This is a genomic window from Pseudomonas sp. IC_126, assembly GCF_004331835.1.
GTDB lineage: Bacteria > Pseudomonadota > Gammaproteobacteria > Pseudomonadales > Pseudomonadaceae > Stutzerimonas.
Window position 1 is genome coordinate 168,012 of sequence record NZ_SJSS01000007.1, and the last position, 21,879, is coordinate 189,890.

The following is a 21,879-nucleotide window of genomic DNA, read 5'->3' on the forward strand; positions in this document are numbered from 1 at the left end:
GGTGACAGGTCTCCCACGATGGAAAATTGGTTAAACGAACTTGAGTGTGGCCATCTAGCCAAAAAAAGCAGCGGGCCGCCGTGCGCTCGAACGCTGTTCAACAGCCCGGCCACGGCAAACCCACCCAAGGGAGCAAGCTGTTCCGTCAGCCTGTGAAGAACTCTACGCCTTGTACAGTCAGCTTCGTGTGAAGCGGAGGTAAAGGAACCGTAAGGTTTCGCCGCAGCAATTTCCGATAGGGATCGTTTATCTGATCGCATCCAGGCCGGTCGTTTCGAACCCGGCCTGTTCGGCCGCTTGGCGTACACGCAGATGATCCTCGGGCAAAACGAGCGCGGCTTCTGCCCGTTTGAGCGCCAGCTCGATATGTCGGTCGGCCGCGATTCTGACCGCTGCGTCACCCAGCCGCCCCAGCGATGCCAGCGCCTGCTGCAGACATATGCCCACCTCGACCAGCGCAGCCCCGTCGCGCGCGATGGGTGTAAAGAAGTCGTCGAGCATGTCCGCCACGCTCAGGCCAGGTGCGAATATCCGGTCAAATTTGGGCTCCTCCGGTGGAGTCGGCCTGGATAGATGCGACAGCACGCGCAGACCGCGACCGATTACATCAACTGCGGTCCCCTGATCGTTGATACCAGGCGACAAGGCTCGCGACGCAATCTCGGCCAAGACGGTCATTCCGAAGCGTGGGTCGCGGTCGAAGGTTCGCTGTGCGCCGATGACGAAGGCCGCGCGCAGTGCGTCGTCACACTCTTCGCCTACACCCACGGACCAGGCGATCGGCTGCGTCGGCTCGACGAAGGTACCCGGCAGCACACAGATATAGACCGAACTGCTCTCCGACTCGGTCAACGTGCCCAATGCCGGCATGTCGATGTGCTGCACGAAGCCAATCTTCCGGGCGTACAGCGGACGCGCGCCCGGCAGCGCTTTGGGGTCAACCTCGAGCGGGCAGCCACCCAGATAGGGTTGTTCCATGCGCTGGCACAACGACCGGGTTGCGGCGTCCTCCACCCTCGCCGTGGTCTCCGCGACCCTACCCAGCCCCGACAGCTGATCGATCCAGCGCAACAACGCGTAGACCACCAAAACCACGACAACGATTGTCGCCGCGAACAATACGACCCGGCCCTTATCACCATAAAGCCCTGTGCTCAGGGAGATGATGCCGACCAGGCTAAAGATGAACGAACCGATGAAGGTGGACAGGGTGTTTTGCGTCGTGGGGTCTTCCACCAGCAGCGAGATGGCCCGCGGGGTGACGTTGCTGGTCGCCGAACCGTAGGCGGCCACCATAATGCTCAGCGAAAAGGTCGTGACCGCGAGCATGCTCGATGCCAGCACGCCAAGGATGTTATCGACCGCATCGGAGCCGATCTTGGTCGGGACATCGTCGGGGATATAGGGCGCCACAGCCAATGCCACCAGCGCAGCCGCGATGCCCAGGACAGAAAACAGGCTGGCCCTGAACCAGGGTCGCCTGCTGATGCGGATGAGAAACCACTTCCAACGCTCGATCATCTGCGACTCGCGCTCAGGTCCGTTTCAGTACAGACAAGAGCGTCACCGCACCGTTGCGAAAAAAAGGGGTTTCTTCGTAGACCGTCTCGTTTCAGCCCGCCAGCGCCGCGACCGCAGCCGGCAGTTCACGCATGTCGTTGATCACGGTCGCCACGCCCAGCTCCCGCAGCGCCTGATCGTGCCCGGCGGGAATATGGCTCGCGCCGGTAAAGCCGATCACCTGCATGCCCGCGGTGCGTGCCGCCAGGACACCGGTCGGGCTGTCCTCAACCACCAGACAGTGCCCCGGCGCGACGCCCATGCGCTCGGCAGCCAGCAGATAGACATCCGGCGCGGGCTTCGGCGAAGCCACCATTTCGGCGCAGAAGATATTCCCAGCAACCCGCTCGGTCAGCCCGGCGCGGCGCAGCGACGACTCGACATTGTGCAGACGGCTGTTGGACGCCACCGCAAGCGGCAGATCGATGGCAAGCAGTGCGTCACGTACGCCTGGGATGGCCTGGACTTGCTCGGCTACCGCTTTCTCGCTGTGACGCCGCAGATCTTCATCGAAAGTCTTCGGCAACTTCAAATCGAAGCGCTTTTCGATGAGGTCGATGATACTCGGCACCGTCAGGCCGAACGTCCCTTCCAATGCATCGCCCAGCAGGTCCGCCGGAACATGGAGGCTCAGCGACTCGAACAGCACGCGGTGGCTGATGATCTCGCTGTCGACGATCACGCCATCGCAATCGCTGATCAGCAGGTCGATAGTGGCCATCGGATCTCCTGGTGATTGACGCGCGGCAATAGCGCCGCGCCAGCTTGGACTGCGCCAAGCATGCCGAGTTTTACGCCGCTTCGATGGCAATTGCGCGTCGCATCCATTGCTGTTGCGCATGCCGACAACTCTTCCGCATCGGCGCGGAGGCCAATGACGACCGGTGCCCGGTAGCCGGGTCAAATGTTCTTGCAGCACGCCCTTCGCTGCGCCAGTCACCATCATCCGAGCACCGTGCGCATTTCGTTCAATACCAGCGCTGCGTTCGCTCCCAGCCTTAGCGCTGACATCCCCTGCGTGAATTAGGAGTTACCGATGAGTCTGTTGCTGTCCATGGCGGCCTTTGCGCTGGCCTCTTCCATCTCGCCCGGCCCGGTCAATATCGTCGCCCTCAGTGCCGGTGCGCAGTTCGGTCTGCGTCAGGCCATGCGCCACGTCAGTGGCGCGACCATCGGCTTCACCCTATTACTGCTGTTGATCGGCCTCGGGCTGAGCGAGCTGCTGTTGCGCTGGCCCTGGTTGACCCAGTCGATCCGGCTAGCCGGCGTCGCGTTTCTGTTGTACATGGCATTTCGGCTGGCTACCGACGATGGGAGTCTGAACGCTGACAAACCGGCGGTGCGGCCCAGCATGCTTTATGGCGCGGCGATGCAATGGCTCAACCCCAAGGCCTGGTTGGCCTCGGTCGCCGGCATGGGTTTGTTCGCGGCGGCCGGCGATGCGCCCTCGGTGTGGCGCTTCGCGGCGATCTATTTCGTGATCTGTTACGCCTCGCTGGCCTGCTGGGCCTATGCCGGGACCTTTTTGCAGCACTACCTGAACAACGCCGCGCGGGTGCGATTGTTCAACCGCATCATGGCCGCACTACTAGCGGGCTGCGCAGCTTATCTGCTGTTGTTCTGAACGCTATCAGCGCAACGTACGCCGCGATAGTGTCCAGGAGTGGCCGCCAGCAACTGCTTGAAAGCGCGCTGCAGATGCGCCTGATCGGCAAAACCCGCCGCCAGCGCTACCTCGGCAATGGGTATGCCACGTCGCAGTTCGGCACGAGCGAACTGCACACGGCGATTGGTCAGATACGCATGCGGGGTCATCCCGAAGTGTTTCTTGAATGAGCGGATCAGGCTCGACGGTGACACCCCGGCCGCATGGCTGATCTCGTCAAGCCTGAGCGGGCGCTGATAGTTGTCGGCAATGAGTTCGGCAGCGCGCCGCAACTTCGAGTCGCTCACCGGCGCGGCCACGTCCAGCCGCAACCGCCGATGCAACAGACTGAAGAACTCCACCGCGGCGCCGTGCTTGTGCGAAGGTTCGGCAAGCTCATCGGTCAAGACGCCATGGAAATGGCGAAACCCGGCCTGGAGCAGCGGATCGCGCGTCAGGATGGGTGAGAAGCGGCGAAAGCCGGTGCCGCCCATTTCCAGGTCGTCCTGCAGACCAGCCAACCAACCGGCATCGACGTACAGCATGCGATACGCCCAGGGCTGGTTCTCGATCGGATTGCAGGCATGCACATCGCCCGGGTTCATCAATACCAGCGTTCCTGCATCGATACGGCACTGATGATGGCGGTTGATATAGGTGCTACAGCCACTGTCGATCAAACCGATGGAAAAGGTTTCATGGCTGTGTCGGGAGTAGCAGACGCGGCGTCCGTCAGCTACGGTGCGTGCTTCGATAAACGGCAGCGCCGCGTCCCGCCAGAATTGGGAAATGGGTGCTATGGGCGTTCGGTTCGGCAGGCTCATGATCCGGTCTGTTGCGGCTACTTCGAGAAAGCATCAGCGTAGCCGGAGTTCAGAGAATTTCTAACCCTTCGCATTTGTAATCACCGATGAATATATCGTCCTGCAACACTTCACCGTCGAGGTTAAAGCAGAACAGGTAGCTTTCGGTGCGGTCGCCGATCTCCACGCTTTTGAGCCCGATGCATTCGTCGGGATGCCCCGGCAGGATCTTGAACGAAGAAATACCGCGTTCGGGATTGCAGTCGCCTACCTGCACGGTACGAATTTCGCTGAAGTCTTCGTTGGCAATAATCAAGGTATTGGCGCCGCGTTCGCATTCGTCGATCGCCTGATCGAACGGCGAGGTGGAAATCTTGCGAGGGAAGAACAGCCATTCGCGGCGATAAGGATGCCATTCGACCGCCTCGTGAATGACGTAGCCGTTCGGCCCTACTCCGAGCGCATCGCGGATGCGCTGGTAGCGCTCAGCCCAGTCGACGCTGCGCACGCCATAGTTGCGGTCGAGCATTTTCACCCACTCTTCAGTCGGCCGTTTACCATGGCTGCCGACAACGACTCGATCATTCCAAAGCGTCGCCCATTCACTCTTGAAACCTTTGAATGCCTCATCACCGCTGCCAGTCATCAGAATCTGCCGCGGCACCAGCTGGCGTTGATCGCGGATCTCGCAGACAAGGCCGGTACGATCATCGAAGGTCACAAGGCGTTTGCCGAACATCACAAGCTCGGAAAACTCGGCGCCCCGCCCGCCTTCGGCGATCTGGCTGATCAGCCGATACTGACCGCCCTGATCCTCCGGTATGTCCTCGAACCGATAACGAGGCCGGCCGGTGTGAGGATCTACCTCGCGGTAGATTCGATCGTGACGCAGCGTGGACTGCCAGCCGGTTCCACCGTCGTCCAACTCCACCAGAGAGGCATGGTCCTCATCGGTGATGATCGCCAGCAGGTACTCGCAGGTATCGCTGCCGTAGCGCTCAAGCCGCCGAATATCAAAGTTCTTTTCGCTCATGAATAGACGCTCTATTGGCACGGGTGCGGGCACGGCGTGCGGACGGATCTGTCTGGTTGGGACAACGCGCAGAGGGCAAGTTCCGGCAGAAATCTGACTGAAATCAAAGCCAGCATTCGTAGCGGGTCGCGCCGCCGGGTTCAGGATAACGTTCAGCGGCTGGTAGGAAACTTCCTTGCGGCGCAGCTTTTGTCAGCAGCTTCGTCTGTTTTATTGTCCAAGCCCCACAGCACGAGACAAACGGAACGGCATGGCTTTTCACTTTCCTCACCGGCAGGCTTCAGCGGCCATCGAATCCTTAACTGCAATTGCGCGGCGGGTCGATACCGCAGCCTTGCATAGGGCGCTCACCGTTATGGGCAGCGTCGTACTTTTGAGCCTGGCCGGCTGCGGTAGCCGGCAGCCGGAAATACCGGCACCGCGTCCCGATGAGGTGCGGGCGAAAATCGTCCGTCTGATCCCCAGCGACATTCCGGATCGCCAAGGCTGGGCCACCGACATCTATGCCGCGTTCGATGCGCTGGAAATTCCTCCGAGCGATGAAAATCTCTGTGCAGTGCTCGCGGTTACCGTGCAGGAGTCCACTTTTCAGGCCACGCCTCCAGTGCCTGGCCTGGCCAAGATTTCGCGTGAAGAGATTTATCGCCGCGCCGCACGCCTGCATGTCCCGCGCTTCGTGGTGAATGCTGCGCTGGATGTACGCTCGCCCAATGGAAAGACCTACAACGAGCGCTTGGATGCGGTGCGCACGGAAGAACAGCTGAGTGCGATTTTCGATGACTTCATTGGCATCGTGCCGCTTGGCGAGCAGTTGTTCGGCACGCTCAACCCGGTCAAGACCGGCGGACCGATGCAGGTCAGCATCGCCTTCGCCGAAGCGCGCCGCTGGGAGTACCCCTTCGAGCACAAGGGCTCGATCCGCGACGAAGTATTCACTCGCCGTGGCGGCATGTACTTCGGCATCGCTCACCTGCTGGACTATCCCACCAGCTACACGCAGCCGCTCTATCGCTTCGCCGACTTCAATGCCGGCTGGTACGCCAGCCGCAACGCCGCGTTCCAGAATGCGGTGGCGCGGGCCAGCGGCAGCAAGCTGGCCCTCGATGGTGACCTGATCATTCACGGCAGCAGCAAGGCTGGGCAGACCGAGACGGCGGTACGATCACTGGCGGGCAAACTCGACATGAGCGAAACCGCGATACGCAACGCGCTGGAACGTGGCGACACCCACGGCTTCGAGAAAACTCGGCTCTACGAACGCGTGTATGAGCTAGCGGAGAAGCGCGCAGGCAAACCGCTGCCACGAGCGGTGCTTCCGGGCATCCGTCTCGAGAGTCCGAAAATCACCCGCAACCTGACCACCGCCTGGTTCGCCAACCGGGTCAACGACCAGCACCTGGCCTGCATGAGGCGCGCCCGCAATTGAGACATGCGAGCACGGCACATTGGATTGTCGTGGCCATGCTCAGCCCAGCAGCCCCATGCCGACCAGTACGAACGCGCCGACTGTGACGATCAGTCCCAGGATCACCAGTAATCCATCCCGTGTGGTGATACCGAGGCCGAACAGCGCGATCGCCGCGAATGGCGCCGTGCTGGCAAACGGCATCAACTCCAGCGGCGGAACCGAAGTAGCGAGCAACACGCAAAGCACCGCGATCAGGCGCAGAAACCCCTTGTGGACGGCCCAACCGAGGCGTGCGCGGCTGATCTTGTCCAACCATCGCACGACCCGGCGCACTTTGTTCAGGCCCTTGTCGAGCTTCGCGCCGCTGACCGTGCGTTTGGCGAGGAAATCCGGCATCCAGAAATGGTCGCGCCCCATCAGCATCTGGATCGAGAACAACGCAACGATCAGAGCCAGCACCGTCGGCAGGCCGGGTATCCCGCCGACCGGGCTGATTTCGATGATTGCCGGAACGAACAGAAAAGGCCCAAAGCTACGGCGCCCGAGGCTGTCCTGAATCTCGTTGATGGCGACTTTGTCCTGCCTCTTGCCAAGCTCGATGATCCCGTCGATCACCTGCTCCAGACCCGCCTGCCCGCTCTGCTTGGCCTCAGTCATAGAAGGTTCTCTGCGTTACGTGGATGTCGCCGTAAGGTTTCACAAACCCTGTCGTTTTCAAAAGGCATTGGCTGTCAGGATATTTCCGGTCGTTGCCTTAGCGCCGAATTGTCCAGCGTAGCGGACGGTGTCTGGAAATCCGGACGGGCCATGAAATGGCCTGATGGGCTCTAGGTCGACCACCGCGCATGGGGCGGCTCCTATCGATGTCCAGATTATTGGAGCGTGCTCGCCACTCCCGTGGTGCGGGCATGGCAACACCTTGTTTTTACTGGGATTTCTGCTCATGGCACAACATGCGCATGGCCCGCTTCGCTGCGGGATGTTCCGTCCGCGCGATTCCTTACAAAAACAAGATGGAAGGAAAAGCTATGAAGATCCGAGGTTTGCTTGCGATCACCGCAGCGATCGCCCTCAATACCGCCGTAACGCCCGCACAGGCGGGCACCGTCACCTCCGCTTCGCTCCCGGCCGGCAGTCATCCCGGTTCGCGGGAGCGCCAGTACCAGGTATATGTCCCTAGCGGGCTATCAACACCGGCGCCCATGGTGATGGCGCTCCACGGTTGCCGCCAGACCCAGGCCAACGCGCTCGACGAGTGGGGTTTGAAGGCGGCTGCGGACCAAAATGGTTTTATCCTGGTGACGCCCTTCATCACCAGCTACGACGGCCTGCGCAACCAGAACTGCTGGGGTTTCTGGTTCGACCAGCACCAGCATGAAGGTGCAGGCGAACCGCAGGATTTGGTGAGAATTGCCCAGGCGGTCGAGGCGCAGCACAGCATCGACACCAACCGGCGATTCATCACCGGCCTGTCGTCTGGCGGCGCGATGGCGGTCGTGGCGGCGACGACGCATAACGAGTACTGGGCCGCTGCGGCGAGCGCCGCCGGTCTGCCGTATGGTGAAGATGCCGCATCGGTTTCGTTGTCTGGTCAGTGCCCCGGCTACGCGACGTTTCACAATGTCGACCAGGTCGCCAACGACATGCAGACGGAGCTGAACGACACCTACACGATCCCGCTGATGGTGCTGCAGAGCAATAACGACTGCACCGTCATCCAGCCAGCCGGCCGCAACCTTCGCGACGCCCATCTGAAAGTATTCGGCGGCACCAGTCACGACACACCAGCCAAGGCCCAGCAGAGCCAGGCAGCCTGCAGCCCCCACCATCAGAACAACTACAACTGCCAGCACACCCGCTACGGGACAGGCGACGGGCGGTCCATCGTCGAGACGGTGTTCTTCAACGGCCCGCAGAACACGGCCAACACCGCCGACACCAACCACGGACATTACTGGGTCGGCGGAACCAACGGCAGCGAAGGCCCTTGGGCGGTACGCGCCGGCCCGAGTTATCCGGACATCATCTGGGACTTCTTCAGTCGCCACGCCCGTGATGGCGGCGGCGAGAACGGTACACCGACGATTACCGTGCTGGGTGACAACCCGCTGAAAGTCGCACTGGGCCAGTCCTTCACCGATCCGGGTGCGACGGCATCCGACCGCGAAGACGGCGACCTGACGGTTACGGCCGACTGTTCCAGCGTAGATACCAACACCGTTGGCGACTACAACTGCACCTATGAAGTCACCGATTCGGATAACAATACCGCCACCCGGACCCGCACTGTTTCGGTGTTCGACCCCAACGCACCGACCGCGACCTGCGAGGTTGCCAGCGCGTCACCCAACGCTCATATCAGCGCCGGCCGTGCCGTCGCCGGAGGTATTTCCAGCCTGCGTGCGCTGTCTCTGACCGACCGTCAGGACATCGGTGCCTCCTTCGATACCTGGACTTCAGTCAAGCTGTACCAGGGCGAGCCGGGCACGTGGTATGCCGCAGAACCGGAGGCCTGTCGTGCCGGCGAAGGCGGGAACGACGGTCACACTTGCCAAGACTGGTACAGCACCAATCTTCAGCATTTGTCAGCCGGCCGGGCCTACTACCAAATGGGTTATTACACACAGGGTGGTGACGACGCGCTGGGTCAGATATCGGGTAGCAATGCCTGGGTTCGCGAATCCAGCCCGGGTCTATACGAAGCGGGCCAGTGCCCGTAACAGACCTCGCTGAAAAAGGCTGGCCCGTTGCTTTGGATAGTACGTGGCCAGCCATCTGCAAGAAGAGCGAAACCTTCATGCACCGCCTGACATACTTTCGATACAACCAGGCCTATTAACTAATAGACATAAGCATATACTGCGAAACAATAACGCCATCAGTGCCAGTTAGTTCGGATTACGTTTCGCCCCAGGAATCTATACCAACTTTTTAATAACATAAAAAAGCGGAGCTCGCTTAACGAGCTCCGCTTTGCCGACTATTAGCTGATACTAATAATCAGGAGTTACGGCCACCGCCGTGGCTGTTCTGGCCGCCCTTTTTGCCTGCTTCGGAGGCTTTCTCGCGATCGTTCGCGAAATTGCCGCCGCTATTCTGGCCTCCTTTCTGGCCGGCCTCGGACGCCTTCTCGCGGTCGTTTGCGAAGTTACCACCGCTGTTCTGGCCGCCTTTCTGGCCAGCTTCAGAAGCGCGCTGCGGGTCGTTGGCGAAATTGCCGCCGCTGTTATGACCGCCTTTTTGACCGGCTTCGGAAGCCTTCTCGCGATCGTTTGCAAAGTTACCCGGATTTCCGCTCTTATCATTCGACATGAGATCTATCTCCAGTGTGAATAAATGCTAAATAAACTGACGCCCGCAGTGCAGTCGCCTCCCTATCTCGGAGGGCATCACACGCTTAAGAGTTCGAAAACAATCACGACAAACGATGAACGGTTTAAATAAGCCAAACGAAACCAACCGGCGAGTTATACCTATGCGATGACACTTTGTTAGTTGCATTTCAATAGCAACGAAACGGCAATACCAGAACTGATCAGCCTTTGCGTGTATACCCTCCTTTTCCCCCGCATGGCATAGCGTTTTCCGTACGGACCGTTCGTCCCTTGGCCAAGAGGTCGATGACGCTGTCAACAAGCTGTAACCCGCCGCAAGCATTCTCAGCATCAATGGAAAGCCGCGACGGCTGGCGCAAGGACGCGACTTTTTTCAAGGACCACCAACCACTCGGATTGAGCTATTGGAGGCCGCATGAACAGCAAAACCCTGGAAAATCTGGTGAAGCAGTCTGACCTGAGCGTCAATCAGCCGCTTGAGTTCTGGAAGCAACTGCAACGAGGCAAGAGCAGCTGTCGCCCGAGCGCCGCAGCGCTGGCCAGACGCGCCTCTCTGGATCTCGGCATGTGCGCGACGGGAAGATAGCCCTGCCGCATCCGCTGCCTTGCAATTGCTCGGGCAGCGGGCGGCACCGATCAACGGTGAGCCCACCGAGGTTCTCGCTTCTGCGTGAACGCTTGCATCCCTTCTTTCTGGTCCGCCGTGGCGAAGCTTGCGTGCAGCAGCCGGCGCTCGAATTTCACCCCTTGGTTCAAGGTGGTTTCAAACGCCAGATTGACGGCCTCCTTATTCAATTTCACCGCTACTTCCGAGTAGCCGGCAATCAGGGTCGCAATCTGCATGGCCTCTTCCAGCAGGGCGGCTGTCGGCACCACTCGGCTGACTAGCCCACAACGCTCGGCTTCTTCGGCACCCATGGTACGGCCCGTCAGGCACAGGTCCATCGCCTTGGCCTTCCCTACCGCACGGGTCAGTCGCTGGGTCCCGCCAGCCCCAGGCAAAGTGCCCAGCTTGATTTCGGGCTGGCCGAAACGCGCCGTTTCCGCCGCAATGATCAGGTCGCACATCATGGCCAACTCGCAGCCGCCTCCGAGCGCCAGCCCGGCGACCGCTGCGATGACCGGCTTGCGACAGCGCGTGACTTCCTCCCAGTTGGCTGTGACGACATCTTCCAGGTAAGCCTCGACGAATGTCTTGTGCTGCAGCTCGCCGATGTCTGCACCTGCGGCAAAAGCCTTTTCGTTGCCCGTGATGACCATTGCTCGGACCTCGCTATTGCTTTCAAACCGGCGCAACGCGGTGCCCAGTTCGGTCATCAGCCGATCGTTCAAGGCGTTGTGTACCTGTGGGCGATTCAATCGAATGAGCCCAACGGCACCGTGCCGCTCGGTCAAGATGTTGTTGTATTCCAAGAGCATTCTCCCGTTGTCCCGCTTTGCACAGGGCGTGGCTGAGCGGTATGCAACGAGTCTAGCTACGCCCAAAATAAAGACAACATGTTGACATAGTTATCTATGCGATCTTATCTTCCATCTCAGCGATCAGCAGTTCCCTTCGCCCACGACAAGAACAACGCTACCCAAAACAAGAGGTGGTTTATCCATGAATATCACCGCAACGGTGTCAGCCGAACGCCGCGCATCGATGCTCGGATCCGGCGCCTGGAATGACATGATCATTACGGATTATCTAGACCAAGCCGTAGCCAGCGCAGCCGATTCCCCCGCCATCATCGCCTATCGCGTGAATCAAAATGAGCGCCGCGCGCTCAGCTATGCGGAGCTGAACCAAATCGTTAATCGCATGGCTGCCGGCCTGGCCTCGCTTGGCGTGAGCAAGGGAGAAGTGGTGTCCTGCCAACTTCCGAACTGGTGGCAGATGACCGCGCTGCACCTCGCCTGCGTGCGCATCGGCGCGGTGCTCAATCCGCTGATGCCGATCTTTCGCGAACGTGAGCTGCGCTTCATGCTCAGCTACGCCCAGAGCCGCGTGCTGGTCATCCCACAGTCCTTTCGCGGTTTCGACTATGCGGCGATGGTGGGTAGCCTGCGCGGGGAGCTGCCTGCGCTCGAGCATGTGCTGGTAATCGACAGCCAGGAAGAAAACCGCTGTTTTCAACAGGTACTGCTGGATCGCGCCTGGGAAGAAGAACTCGATACCCAGGCGCTGTTCGCCGAGCGGCGACCGCACGGCGACGATGTCGTGCAGCTGCTCTACACCTCCGGCACCACGGGCGAGCCGAAGGGCGTCCTGCATAGCAGCAATACGCTGTGGAGCAACATCCGCCCCTATGCCGAGCGGCTGCATCTGGGCCGGGACGACATCGTCTTCATGGCCTCGCCGATGGCCCATCAGACCGGCTTTCTCTACGGCCTGATGATGCCCGTCTACCTGAGCGGCACTTGCGTACTGCAGGACGTATGGGACCCGGCATTCGCGGTTCAGGTCGCCAAGGCAGAGCGGCCGACCTTCACCATGGCCTCCACGCCGTTTCTGGCCGATCTAATCGAAGTCGCGCCTCGGCATCAGGAAGAACTGGCTTCGTTACGCATTTTCGTCTCCGCCGGCGCACCGATACCGAGCGCGCTGGTCGAGCGAGCCGGCGGCGCCATCAATGCCCGGATCGTCTCCGCGTGGGGGATGACCGAGAACGGCGCGGTGACCATGACGCACCCGGAAGACGACCCGGAGCGGGCCATCGGCACCGATGGCGTGGCGCTGCCTTACATGGAGGTGCGCGTTGTCGACGAGCGCGGCGAACCGGTGCCGCACGGCACGGAAGGCAACCTCCTGGTGCGGGGCGCCAGTCTGTTCATCGGCTATCTGAAACGCCCTGATCTGTACGACGTGGATGAGCACGGCTGGTTTCCCACCGGAGATCTGGCGCGCATGGACACACAGGGCTACATCCGCATCACCGGCCGTACCAAGGACGTCGTAATCCGAGGCGGCGAGAACGTGCCAGTGGTAGAGATCGAAAACCTGCTCTACAAGCACCCGGCCATCTCCGCCGTGGCGCTGGTCGGTTGTCCCGATGCCCGTCTGGGCGAACGCCTTTGCGCCTACGTCACGCTGCATGAAGGCCATCAATCACTGAGCCTGCAGGACGTGGTCAGTTTTCTTCTCGAGCAAAAACTCACCCGCAACTACCTACCCGAATACCTTGAGGTGCTCCCGGCCTTGCCGCGCACGCCTTCGGGAAAAATCCAGAAATTCAAACTGCGCGAACAGGCCAAGGGCATCTGCCTCTCGGCGGCAAACCCGGCCTGACACGTTTTCAACTGGAGTACGCACATGAAAGACCTTCGTGAAAAAACCGTGATCATCACCGGCGGCGGCGGCGGAATTGGCCGTGCCCTGTGCCTGCGTTTCGCCGCTGAGGGCAGCCGTGTCGCGGTGCTCGACCGCGACGCAGCGGCCGCTCAGACGACCGCTGAACTGATTGTCGAAGCGGCTGGCCAGGCCAAGGCCTACGCCGCCGACATCACCGACTACGCCGCGATCGTCGAGACGGTGAACCGTGTGGAAAGCGAACTGGGCGTGCCGACCATATTGGTCAACAACGCCGGTTTCGACCGTTTCATGCCGTTCCTCAAGACCGAACCCGGCACATGGCAGCAACTGATCGACATCAACCTGACCGGCGCGCTCAACATGCACCACGTGGTGCTACCGAAGATGCTCGAAGCCGGCGGCGGCAAGGTCATCAACATCGCCTCCGATGCCGCGCGTGTCGGCTCGTCCGGCGAGGCGGTCTACGCCGCCTGCAAGGCCGGATTGATTGGTCTGTCGAAGACTCTAGCTCGTGAGCTGGCGAGCAAGAACATCAATTTCAACGTGGTCTGCCCCGGCCCCACCGACACGGCGCTGCTAAAAAGCGTGGCGGCGACTTCCAACAACCCGGAAAAACTGCTCGAAGCCTTCAAGAACGCCGTACCCAAGCGTCGCCTCGGCCAGCCGGAAGACTATCCAGGCATCGTCTGTCTACTCGCCAGCGACGACGCCGATTTCATCACCGGACAGGTCATCAGCGTGTCCGGCGGCCTGACCATGGCCGGCTAAACAGGAGACTCATCATGAATTACGAAGACATTCTCTACACCGAAAACGACGGCGTCGCGACCATCACCATCAACCGCCCGGACCGTTACAACGCCTTTCGCGGCCAGACCTGCATGGAGCTGATCGACGCGTTCAACCGCGCCGGCTGGAACAAATCCGTTGGCGTTATCGTCTTCACCGGCGCTGGTGACAAGGCGTTCTGCACCGGTGGCGACCAGAGCGCTCATGCAGGCCAGTACGACGGCCGCGGGCTGATCGGCCTGCCGGTCGAGGAATTGCAGCGGCTGATTCGCGAGGTGCCCAAGCCGGTCATCGCGCGTGTCAACGGCTTCGCCATTGGTGGCGGGCATGTGTTGCATGTGGTCTGCGATCTCAGCATCGCCTCGGATCAGGCCGTCTTCGGCCAGGTCGGGCCTAAGGTCGGCTCGGTCGATCCCGGTTTCGGCACCGCCTATCTCGCGCGCGTCATCGGTGAAAAGCGCGCCCGGGAAATCTGGTACCTGTGCCGCAAATACAGCGCTCAGCAGGCACTGGAATGGGGGCTGGTGAATGCCGTAGTCCCTCACGAGGAGCTTGATGCGGAAGTACAGAAATGGTGCGACGAGATTCTCGAGAAGAGCCCCACCGCCCTCTCCATCGCCAAGCGCTCGTTCAATGCCGACAGCGAAAACATCGCTGGCATCGGCGGGCTCGGCATGCAGGCGCTGAGTCTGTATTACGACACCGACGAGGCCAAGGAAGGCACCGCCGCGTTCAAGGAAAAACGCAAGCCGGACTTCCGCAAGTTTTACAAATAACGCGGCGTATTCGGCCTCGCGGGACGCTCCGGGAACCGGGGCGCCCGGCCGAATCTATCGAACAGCGGCGCAGCAGTGCTGGAGAACCTTATGAATTTCGCCTTCAACGAACAACAGAACGCCATCCGCGGTAGCGTCGCTCGCTTCAGCGCCGAGGTGCTCGCCCCCGGCTATCGCAAACGCGACCAGACGGGCGTCATCGAGCGTGAAGTCATCCAACAGATGGGCGACATGGGCCTGCTCGGCGGCGAACTGCCGGAACAATACGGCGGCAGCGGCCTGGACTGCGTGACCGCCGGAATCATCATCGAAGAAATTTCCCGTGGCGACTTCAATGTCGGCTACATCCCGTTGCTGGCCTCGCTCAACGGCCAGATCATCAGCCAGCACGCCAGCCCGGAACTGGCTGGCGAATGGCTGAACGAGATCACTGCCGGGCGTCGGATCGTCTGCATTGCGCTGACCGAACCCAGCGGGGGTTCCGACGCGGCAAGCTTACGCATGAAAGCCGAAAACAGGGGCGACACCTACATTCTGAACGGCGAGAAAACCTCCATTTCCATGGCCGACCAAGCGGACGTCGCGGTCGTGTTCGCCCGCACCGGCACTCAGGAGTCGCGCGCTAACGGCATCAGCGCTTTCCTCGTACCCATGAACCTGCCCGGTATCAGCACCACCCGCTTTGAAGATGCCGGACAGCGCGCCATCGGACGTGGCTCGATCTTCTTCGACAATGTCGAGGTGCCCGCCAGCCATCGGCTGGGTGACGACGGCAAAGGTTTCAAGCAGGTCATGCAGGGTTTCGACTACAGCCGCGCACTGATTGGCCTGCAATGCCTCGCGGTGGCTCAGCAATCGCTGGACGAAACCTGGCAGTGGCTCACCGAAAGACAGGCGTTCGGCCAGCAATTGGCGGCGTTTCAGGGATTGACTCACCCGCTCGCCGAGTACCAGACCTACGTGCAGGCGGCTCGTCTGCAATGCTTCTACGCATTGTGGTTGAAAGATTCCGGTCAGCGGCACAATGCCGAAGCCGCGATGAACAAATGGTGGGCACCGAAACTGGCGTTCGATGTGGTCAAACAGTGCATGCTCGCCCACGGCCACACTGGATGGGGCAAGGATCTGCCCTTCGCTCAGCGCATGCGTGACGTGCTAGGGCTACAGATTGGTGACGGCACGGCGCAGATCATGAAAAATATCATCGCCCGCGAATACCTGCCCCGATAACCCCGCCCTCATGCCGGCTGCGCGTCGCCGCGCGCCGCTATGGGTCGCAAGGAAACGAAATGACCGCGATTGAAACCAAGAGCATTCCCAACCGGCTTTTCTTCCGGTTGTTTCAAACCGGCAACGTGTTGCAGCGACAGGTGCAGAAAGAGATGGGCATCAGCACCGTGCAATGGGCCGTGCTTGGAGCTTTATCGCGGCCAGGCTACGAGGATGGCATTTCGTTCAATCAGCTCACCGAGTATCTGGTGGTCAGCCGCCAGAGCCTGGACGGTGTGCTCAAGCGCATGGAGCGCGATCATCATGTGCAGCGCGTGCCGCATCCGGACGATGGGCGTGCACGGCTGGTCAGGCTGACCGCTCAAGGCCAAGCCTATTGGGACACACTGCAGGTACGCATCCAGGAGTTCTATGAGCAAGGGCTGAAGGGCTTCAGCTTCGATGACAGCGTCAACTTTCTACACTACCTAAGTAAGCTGCAAGCCGATCTCGGAGCCATCGCCCTGGGACAGATTGAAAACGGCGATATATCGACGGCACCCGCCAGCGAGCCGTGAGAAGCCGCGCTAATCGGCCCGCGCCCTGCGCTCCTGCTTCAGCAGCAGCCATACGATCGCCAGGCTGGCGACTGCCATGGCAGCTGCACCGAGAAAGATGCTCTGCATACCGATGTAAACGGCCAACGCCCCCATGATCGCGCCGGACAACCCTAGTGCTAGATCGAAGAACATGGCGAACACGCTGAGTCCCGAACTGCGGTTGGCGACCCCAACACGCGACACCACCCCTACGCCCAACGCCGGATAGAGCAAGGACAGGCCGCATCCGGTCAGCGCCGACCCGGCCAGTGCAACGCCCGGCGCCTCGGCGAGCCAAAGCATCACCAGGCCAAGAATCTCCACGGCTAAACAGATCACCGCGACGGAGTAGCCGCCCACTCGGTTGATCAGATTGGGAAATAGTAGCCGTGTCCCGATGAAGGCGAAGGCGAAGGCCGTCAGGCACCAGGCGGCCCCATCCCAACCTCGCGCGTTGTAATACAGCGCAATGAAAGCCGTTAACGTCCCGTAGCCGATGGTGGCCAAAGCCAGACCGATGCCAGGCGGCGCGACCTTCCACAACACCTTACCGAACGGCAGCCGCTCCCCCGGATTGAGCGGCGCATCGTCCCGTCGCCAGGCCAGCGCCAAGCCGAGCGCAGCCAACAGCATGGTCACCGCCCCCAGACTCCACAGCCCCAGCGATTGAGCAAGAAACACACCCAGCGGCGCGCCGATACCGACGCCGCCATAGGCCGCGATACCGTTCCAGGAAATCATACGTGCCGTGCTTTGCGGTCCGAGACGGGTGATGCCCCAGCTGATAGCGGAAATACCGATCAAGCTTTGTGTGAAGCCCAGGACGAGCCGGCTCATGACCATCACGCCGATACCCACCATCGGCCAGGATTCAAGCAATGCTGAAATCAGTAGCAGCACACCACTGACAAGCCCGGACGCCATGCCGATCAGCACGGTTTTCTTCGCGCCCCGCTCATCCGCAAGGCGCCCAGCCAAGGGGCGGCAGAGCAAAGTAGTGAGGTACTGAGCACCGATGACGATGCCCGCGACGGCAGTACTGAAACCCAGGTCTTCGTGAATATAGGCCGGCAGCGATGCGAGTGGGATGCCGATCGAAATAAAGGAAATGAAGTTGAAGACAACTAGCGAAAGGATGAAAAACGTGTCGTTGGCAGAAGATTTTGCTGTGGGCATCGATTCGCCTGTCGAAGATGAAACGCGAGTTAGGTGACACGGCCGGATGAGTGCTATCTAGACAGTGGCACGGAAGGCTCAATCACAGAAAAGCGAACTCATCATACAACCGTTGCGCCTTGGTAACACCAGCGCGTCAGGCAGACCTCACGCTCGCCGCAACCCTCGGTCGGCGCCATTGCGGCAATCCAATCAGCACGACGGCGCTTACGATGACCGTCATCGCCAACCACTCCTCCGCACCGATCCGCTCGCCGGCAAAGGTGATACCCAGCAGTACCGCAACCACCGGATTGACATAGGCGTAGCTGGTAGCCGCAGCGGGTCGCACATGTTTGAGCAGGTAAAGATAAGCGCTGAACGCGACGATGGAGCCAAACAGCGTCAAATAGCCAAGCGCAAGCCAGCCGGCGAAATCAGGTGCCTGCTGCATACGTTCACCGCTCGCGGCGCTGCCGAGAAGCAATACCACTCCGCCCACAAGCATCTGCGCAGCGCTCGCCATCGCGCCGCCCGGCAGGCTGAGATGTCGACTCCACATCGAGCCGAACGCCCAGCTCGCCGCCGCGATCAGCACCAGCATTGCGCCCAATGGACTGGCTTGCAGGTTATGACCGAGATTGAGCAGGCCGATTCCGATCAGCCCGAGCAGAATGCCGCCCCACTCCAGCCCAGTGGTGCGCTGGCCCCAGATCAGCCCGAACAGCAATGCGAACAGCGGCACCGTCGCGATCGCAAGCGCAGCTACCGCGGACGCCACACCGAGATGTTCGGCGATGGTCACGCCACCGTTACCGCAGCTCAGCAGCAGGAACCCGACGATTGCGCATGATCGCCATTCCTTTGCCGTCGGCATCGGCACACCGCGCCACCGCAGCCAGGCGAACATCAAGCCACCGGCAATGACGAAACGCAGCCCGGCAAGCAACATCGGCGGCCAGGATTGCACACCCACCTTGATCACGAAATAGGTCGAGCCCCAGATCAGATAGAGCGCGAGGAAAGCACCCACGAGCAACAACGATGAGCGGCGCGAAGACATGACAAAGACCATGGCGCGGACATTTGAGCAGCCATTCTAGATAGCCGCAGCGAGGACAATAAGCACAGTGAGCATTTTGTTTAGCGGTGCAGTTTCCCGGGTTCGTCCCGACCACCTGGCCGAGCCGGAGGGATCATCGATACTGTGACTCGGCTTGGTGAGCGATTCCGTAACTCGCGAGCAGACCAGCTCGTTGTTGAGGCGCATATCTACATTGAGCCTGGTCTCGCATAAAGTTACGGGCTTTTCAACAATATGAAACGGGGATGAAGCAAGACGTGACGCACCGTCATTGCGGTCTGGCGTTGGGAGCAACCGTGCCGCTCATTGCAGAAACGCAAGAAAGGCTTGGGCGAGCAGTTGAGGAGGCGAACAGGATGACGGCAATGCCCGCAGGATCTGCGGTTTTGCTATGAGCGAGCACCGTAGTGATCGTGATGGTTGCCCGAACTGGGCAGCGCAGGAGGGAGGAATCAGAGTGCTGTTTGGTCACCGTCCAAGGCCTCAAGACCAAGGACGGTGAAGAGCCGAATACCCATTTGATGAACCATAAGGCCGTTCTACCTGAGGAACAGCCTTATGGCACTGGGCTTCGTGAAGTCAGATACGAATCAACGAACCTGTGCTTCGACTTCGGCCTCTACACGGCGGTTGATCTGACGACCTTCGTCGGTGCTGTTGTCGGCAACCGGACGAGCTTCACCATAACCGACCGAGTCAACACGCTGGCTTTCGACACCGTATTGATTGACCAGGACTTCGCGAACAGCCTGAGCACGACGCTCGGACAGGCGTTGGTTGTACTGATCGGTACCGACGGAGTCAGTGTGACCTTCAACGGTCGTGCTGGTCTGCGGGTACTGTTGCATGAAGTCAGCCAGGTTCTTGATGTCGCTGTAGCTTTCTTCGCGTACGCGGGCCCTGTCAAAGTCGAACTTGACGTCGAGCTCAACGCGAACCAGTTCTGGTTCCGGCTCTGGCTCGTTGTCGACGATCGGAGCCGGTGCGGGCTCAGGAGTAGGCTCGACTTGGGCAACCTGTTGCTGCGCACCGCCACCAAAGTTCAGACCAACGCCTACGCCAGCCATCCACTCGCTGTCACCAGCATCGATGTTGTGCATGCCATCAACGCTGGCTTTGGCGAAGAAGTTCTCGGTGAAGTAATACTTCAGACCGGCACCAATGTTCGCGAAGGTGCTGTGGTTACGACCGCTACGATCAGCCTGGCCGATGCTCTGGTGAGCCATACCAGCGGAGACGTAAGGCCGCAGCCCGACACCCGGCTGACCGAAGTGGTAGGCCGCGTCGAGGGAGGTCAGGCTACCCTTGATGTTCTTGTGGCCGCCGCCCGCTACCGGATCGTCCGAAGTGACGTCGTGATACTCACCATAGGACAGGCCCAGGGAGACGTCGTCGGTGAGAAAATAGCTGACGCCAGCGCCATAAAGCTCGCCTTCGTCTTCGAAGCCACGGGCGCTGTCGGAGAAGTAGTGCTTGCCGAATGCTTCCACCTCTACTGCACCCTGCCCTTGGGCAAGCGCGCTAAGCGAAGTGGCTGCAACCATAGAGCTAATTACAACGCCCAAGGTGTTTTTAAGTTTCATCCGTAAATCCCCATCTGGTGGTGAGTATCAGAACAATCTAAGGAAACCGGCTGTCTGTAGGCCCAAGCTGTTCGCTATCAATAGGACAGCTTGTTGCCGTTAAGTTTCAGTGATTCCCGAAAATTTTTCGCGCAGCTTATCCAGTGCGCGCTTGTATCGCATCTTCGTTGCGCTTAAACCCATGTGCATAATATCGGCAATTTCCTGAAACTCGAGCTCCGCTACGAAACGCAGAACCAGAATCTCCCGATCAATTTGGTTCACATGAACCAGCCACTTGTCTAGCCCCGCCTTTTCCTCGATGTTCGGCGCTTTTTCCTCGGAAGCTTCTTCGACCGGATCGAGACTTAGCGCATCAAGTAAGCGCCGCTTGCGCCGCTCTTTTCGATACTGGGTAATGCACTCATTGTAGGTAATGCTGTACAGCCAGGTCTTGAACTTTGACTTGCCCTCAAAGTTCTTCAAACCGTACAAAACCTTGAGCATTACTTCTTGGCAAACATCATCCGCGTCTCGGTCGTTTCCCAAGTAACGAGCACATACATTGAAAAGAGTACGCTGATACCTTCGCATCAGCTCTTCGTAAGCACGCGTTATATGGAACAGCTCGGCATGGGCACGCTGCACCAGCTCTTCATCGGAAAGCTGGCGCGGATCGTAGCTCGTGGTAGATGGATGGGTTTTAGTCAAGACGCTTCGAACCGGCAAAAGTCGTGGCCGCCGTTCACGGTAGACATCGAAAAGGGGCGGCGCACTTTAGCAGATTACCGGGCCTAACGGCTGCTTACGCGCTGCTCCAGCAGCACTCTATTTGCGACCGAGACCAGCTCACCTTCATCGGTGAGCAACAAGGTCTTGGCTGTGCCGATCTCTTCTATTTCGCCTTCCAGCTGCGATCCCTCAAGACGTACCCGCTGGCCGACTTCATAGAGTTCGCGAACATAAATGCCTGCAAGGATCTGGCTGACCAGTTCACGGCTCCCGAGGCCCAGCGCCAGCGCTGCGGCCAAACCAACGGAGATCAGAGCAATCGCGATCACATAGTTGAGCAGCTCGGTTTTGACTTCGAGCTGACCGATTGCGACCGAAATGATGATGATGATCACCAGCCCCTGAGCGATCCGCGCGAGCCCGCTGGCATACTCGAGACCAACACCTTCTGCAGCGCCACGAACCAGGCCATTGACCAACTGGGCCAGCAGCACGCCGACAAGCAGAATCACTCCTGCGCCGAAGACCTTCGGGACATACAGCGCGAGCATATCCAGTGTCGCGGAAACTCGAGCGAGACCCAGAGATTCGGCAGCCGACACAAGGAAAATCAACAGCACGAACCAATAGACGATCTTTCCGATCAGGGCCGATATCGGCAGGCGAATCCCGGCACGCCCAAGCAACTTGGTTACCCCGGTGCCGGCAACGAGTCGGTCCACACCCACCTTCGCCAGAACCTTGGATAGCAAGGTGTCCAACAGCTTGGCAACCACAAAGCCGACGGCTACGACCAGTAACGCGCCAAACAAACGCGGTATGAACGCAGCAACAGGAGCCCAAAGCGCGCTCATCGCACCTAGTAAGCTCTGGCTCCAGGGATCGAGTTCCATG

At 60.0% G+C, this 21,879-nt stretch carries 21 protein-coding genes; 9 read left to right on the forward strand and 12 right to left on the reverse strand.

All coding sequences use genetic code 11. The features are described 5' to 3' along the window. Positions 1–246 precede the first annotated feature (246 nt). The gene (locus tag E0D86_RS19190) at positions 247–1,521 is read right to left on the reverse strand and encodes a DUF2254 domain-containing protein (protein ID WP_131651648.1); all 1,275 of its coding nucleotides are present in this window, start codon (positions 1,519–1,521) and stop codon (positions 247–249) included. A 91-nt stretch (positions 1,522–1,612) separates the two neighbouring features. Further along, entirely contained in the window at positions 1,613–2,281 is a 669-nt protein-coding gene (locus E0D86_RS19195) for an HAD family phosphatase (protein ID WP_131651649.1), read from the reverse strand. 315 nt (positions 2,282–2,596) lie between these two features. Here E0D86_RS19195 and E0D86_RS19200 point away from each other — a divergent pair, with 315 nt between their 5' ends. Beyond that, complete coding sequence (locus E0D86_RS19200) at positions 2,597–3,184, forward strand: LysE family translocator (RefSeq protein ID WP_131651650.1); 588 nt, start codon at positions 2,597–2,599, stop codon at positions 3,182–3,184. On the opposite strand, the gene E0D86_RS19205 is transcribed toward E0D86_RS19200, so the two are convergent. Both E0D86_RS19205 and E0D86_RS19210 read right to left on the reverse strand, forming a co-directional pair. Continuing rightward, positions 3,166–4,029 carry an AraC family transcriptional regulator gene (locus tag E0D86_RS19205; RefSeq protein ID WP_131651651.1) on the reverse strand — a complete coding sequence of 288 codons (864 nt, stop codon included), beginning with the start codon at positions 4,027–4,029 and terminating at the stop codon, positions 3,166–3,168. The two genes, E0D86_RS19200 and E0D86_RS19205, sit on opposite strands and share 19 nt — an antisense overlap. Positions 4,030–4,078: 49 nt before the next feature. Further along, on the reverse strand, positions 4,079–5,041 hold the full coding sequence (locus E0D86_RS19210) for a hypothetical protein (RefSeq protein ID WP_131651652.1): 963 nt from the start codon (positions 5,039–5,041) through the stop codon (positions 4,079–4,081). 355 nt (positions 5,042–5,396) lie between these two features. Between E0D86_RS19210 and E0D86_RS19215 the strand changes: the two genes are divergently transcribed. Beyond that, a complete protein-coding gene (locus E0D86_RS19215) occupies positions 5,397–6,467 on the forward strand; it encodes a DUF1615 domain-containing protein (protein WP_177493070.1) in 1,071 nt (356 codons plus the stop codon). A gap of 39 nt (positions 6,468–6,506) precedes the next feature. On the opposite strand, the gene E0D86_RS19220 is transcribed toward E0D86_RS19215, so the two are convergent. After that, positions 6,507–7,106: an exopolysaccharide biosynthesis protein gene (locus E0D86_RS19220; RefSeq protein WP_131651654.1), complete on the reverse strand. Its 600-nt coding sequence runs from the start codon at positions 7,104–7,106 to the stop codon at positions 6,507–6,509. 371 nt (positions 7,107–7,477) lie between these two features. On the opposite strand from E0D86_RS19220, the gene E0D86_RS19225 reads away from it, so the two are divergent. Further along, positions 7,478–9,169, forward strand: a complete 1,692-nt coding sequence (locus E0D86_RS19225; RefSeq protein ID WP_131651655.1) for a PHB depolymerase family esterase — start codon at positions 7,478–7,480, stop codon at positions 9,167–9,169. A gap of 280 nt (positions 9,170–9,449) precedes the next feature. Here E0D86_RS19225 and E0D86_RS19230 read toward each other — a convergent pair whose 3' ends face one another. After that, positions 9,450–9,761 carry a general stress protein gene (locus E0D86_RS19230; protein WP_019339525.1) on the reverse strand — a complete coding sequence of 104 codons (312 nt, stop codon included), beginning with the start codon at positions 9,759–9,761 and terminating at the stop codon, positions 9,450–9,452. A gap of 438 nt (positions 9,762–10,199) precedes the next feature. On the opposite strand from E0D86_RS19230, the gene E0D86_RS21440 reads away from it, so the two are divergent. Further along, positions 10,200–10,370, forward strand: coding sequence for a hypothetical protein (locus tag E0D86_RS21440; RefSeq protein WP_165914266.1), 171 nt, complete (start codon positions 10,200–10,202; stop codon positions 10,368–10,370). Positions 10,371–10,420: 50 nt separating this feature from the next. On the opposite strand, the gene E0D86_RS19235 is transcribed toward E0D86_RS21440, so the two are convergent. Continuing rightward, on the reverse strand, positions 10,421–11,197 hold the full coding sequence (locus tag E0D86_RS19235; RefSeq protein WP_131651656.1) for an enoyl-CoA hydratase: 777 nt from the start codon (positions 11,195–11,197) through the stop codon (positions 10,421–10,423). A 190-nt stretch (positions 11,198–11,387) separates the two neighbouring features. On the opposite strand from E0D86_RS19235, the gene E0D86_RS19240 reads away from it, so the two are divergent. The 5 genes from E0D86_RS19240 to E0D86_RS19260 all read left to right on the forward strand — a co-directional run bounded on the left by E0D86_RS19240 (position 11,388) and on the right by E0D86_RS19260 (position 16,431). Further along, positions 11,388–13,055, forward strand: coding sequence for an AMP-binding protein (locus E0D86_RS19240; RefSeq protein ID WP_131651657.1), 1,668 nt, complete (start codon positions 11,388–11,390; stop codon positions 13,053–13,055). 24 nt (positions 13,056–13,079) lie between these two features. Beyond that, positions 13,080–13,847: an SDR family NAD(P)-dependent oxidoreductase gene (locus E0D86_RS19245; protein ID WP_131651658.1), complete on the forward strand. Its 768-nt coding sequence runs from the start codon at positions 13,080–13,082 to the stop codon at positions 13,845–13,847. A 14-nt stretch (positions 13,848–13,861) separates the two neighbouring features. Beyond that, entirely contained in the window at positions 13,862–14,644 is a 783-nt protein-coding gene (locus E0D86_RS19250) for an enoyl-CoA hydratase-related protein (protein WP_131651659.1), read from the forward strand. A 90-nt stretch (positions 14,645–14,734) separates the two neighbouring features. Beyond that, complete coding sequence (gene aliB, locus E0D86_RS19255; protein ID WP_131651660.1) at positions 14,735–15,874, forward strand: cyclohexanecarboxyl-CoA dehydrogenase; 1,140 nt, start codon at positions 14,735–14,737, stop codon at positions 15,872–15,874. 59 nt (positions 15,875–15,933) lie between these two features. Continuing rightward, positions 15,934–16,431, forward strand: coding sequence for a MarR family winged helix-turn-helix transcriptional regulator (locus E0D86_RS19260; protein ID WP_131651661.1), 498 nt, complete (start codon positions 15,934–15,936; stop codon positions 16,429–16,431). 9 nt (positions 16,432–16,440) lie between these two features. On the opposite strand, the gene E0D86_RS19265 is transcribed toward E0D86_RS19260, so the two are convergent. From E0D86_RS19265 to E0D86_RS19285, 5 genes are all read right to left on the reverse strand, one after another. After that, on the reverse strand, positions 16,441–17,628 hold the full coding sequence (locus tag E0D86_RS19265; protein WP_131651662.1) for an MFS transporter: 1,188 nt from the start codon (positions 17,626–17,628) through the stop codon (positions 16,441–16,443). A gap of 136 nt (positions 17,629–17,764) precedes the next feature. Beyond that, a complete protein-coding gene (yedA, locus tag E0D86_RS19270; protein WP_131651663.1) occupies positions 17,765–18,670 on the reverse strand; it encodes a drug/metabolite exporter YedA in 906 nt (301 codons plus the stop codon). A 611-nt stretch (positions 18,671–19,281) separates the two neighbouring features. Then, a complete protein-coding gene (locus E0D86_RS19275; RefSeq protein ID WP_131651664.1) occupies positions 19,282–20,274 on the reverse strand; it encodes an OmpA family protein in 993 nt (330 codons plus the stop codon). 99 nt (positions 20,275–20,373) lie between these two features. Further along, a complete protein-coding gene (gene sigX, locus E0D86_RS19280; protein ID WP_131651665.1) occupies positions 20,374–20,964 on the reverse strand; it encodes an RNA polymerase sigma factor SigX in 591 nt (196 codons plus the stop codon). Positions 20,965–21,047: 83 nt separating this feature from the next. Then, on the reverse strand, positions 21,048–21,878 hold the full coding sequence (locus E0D86_RS19285) for a mechanosensitive ion channel domain-containing protein (RefSeq protein ID WP_131651666.1): 831 nt from the start codon (positions 21,876–21,878) through the stop codon (positions 21,048–21,050). Position 21,879: the final 1 nt, after the last annotated feature.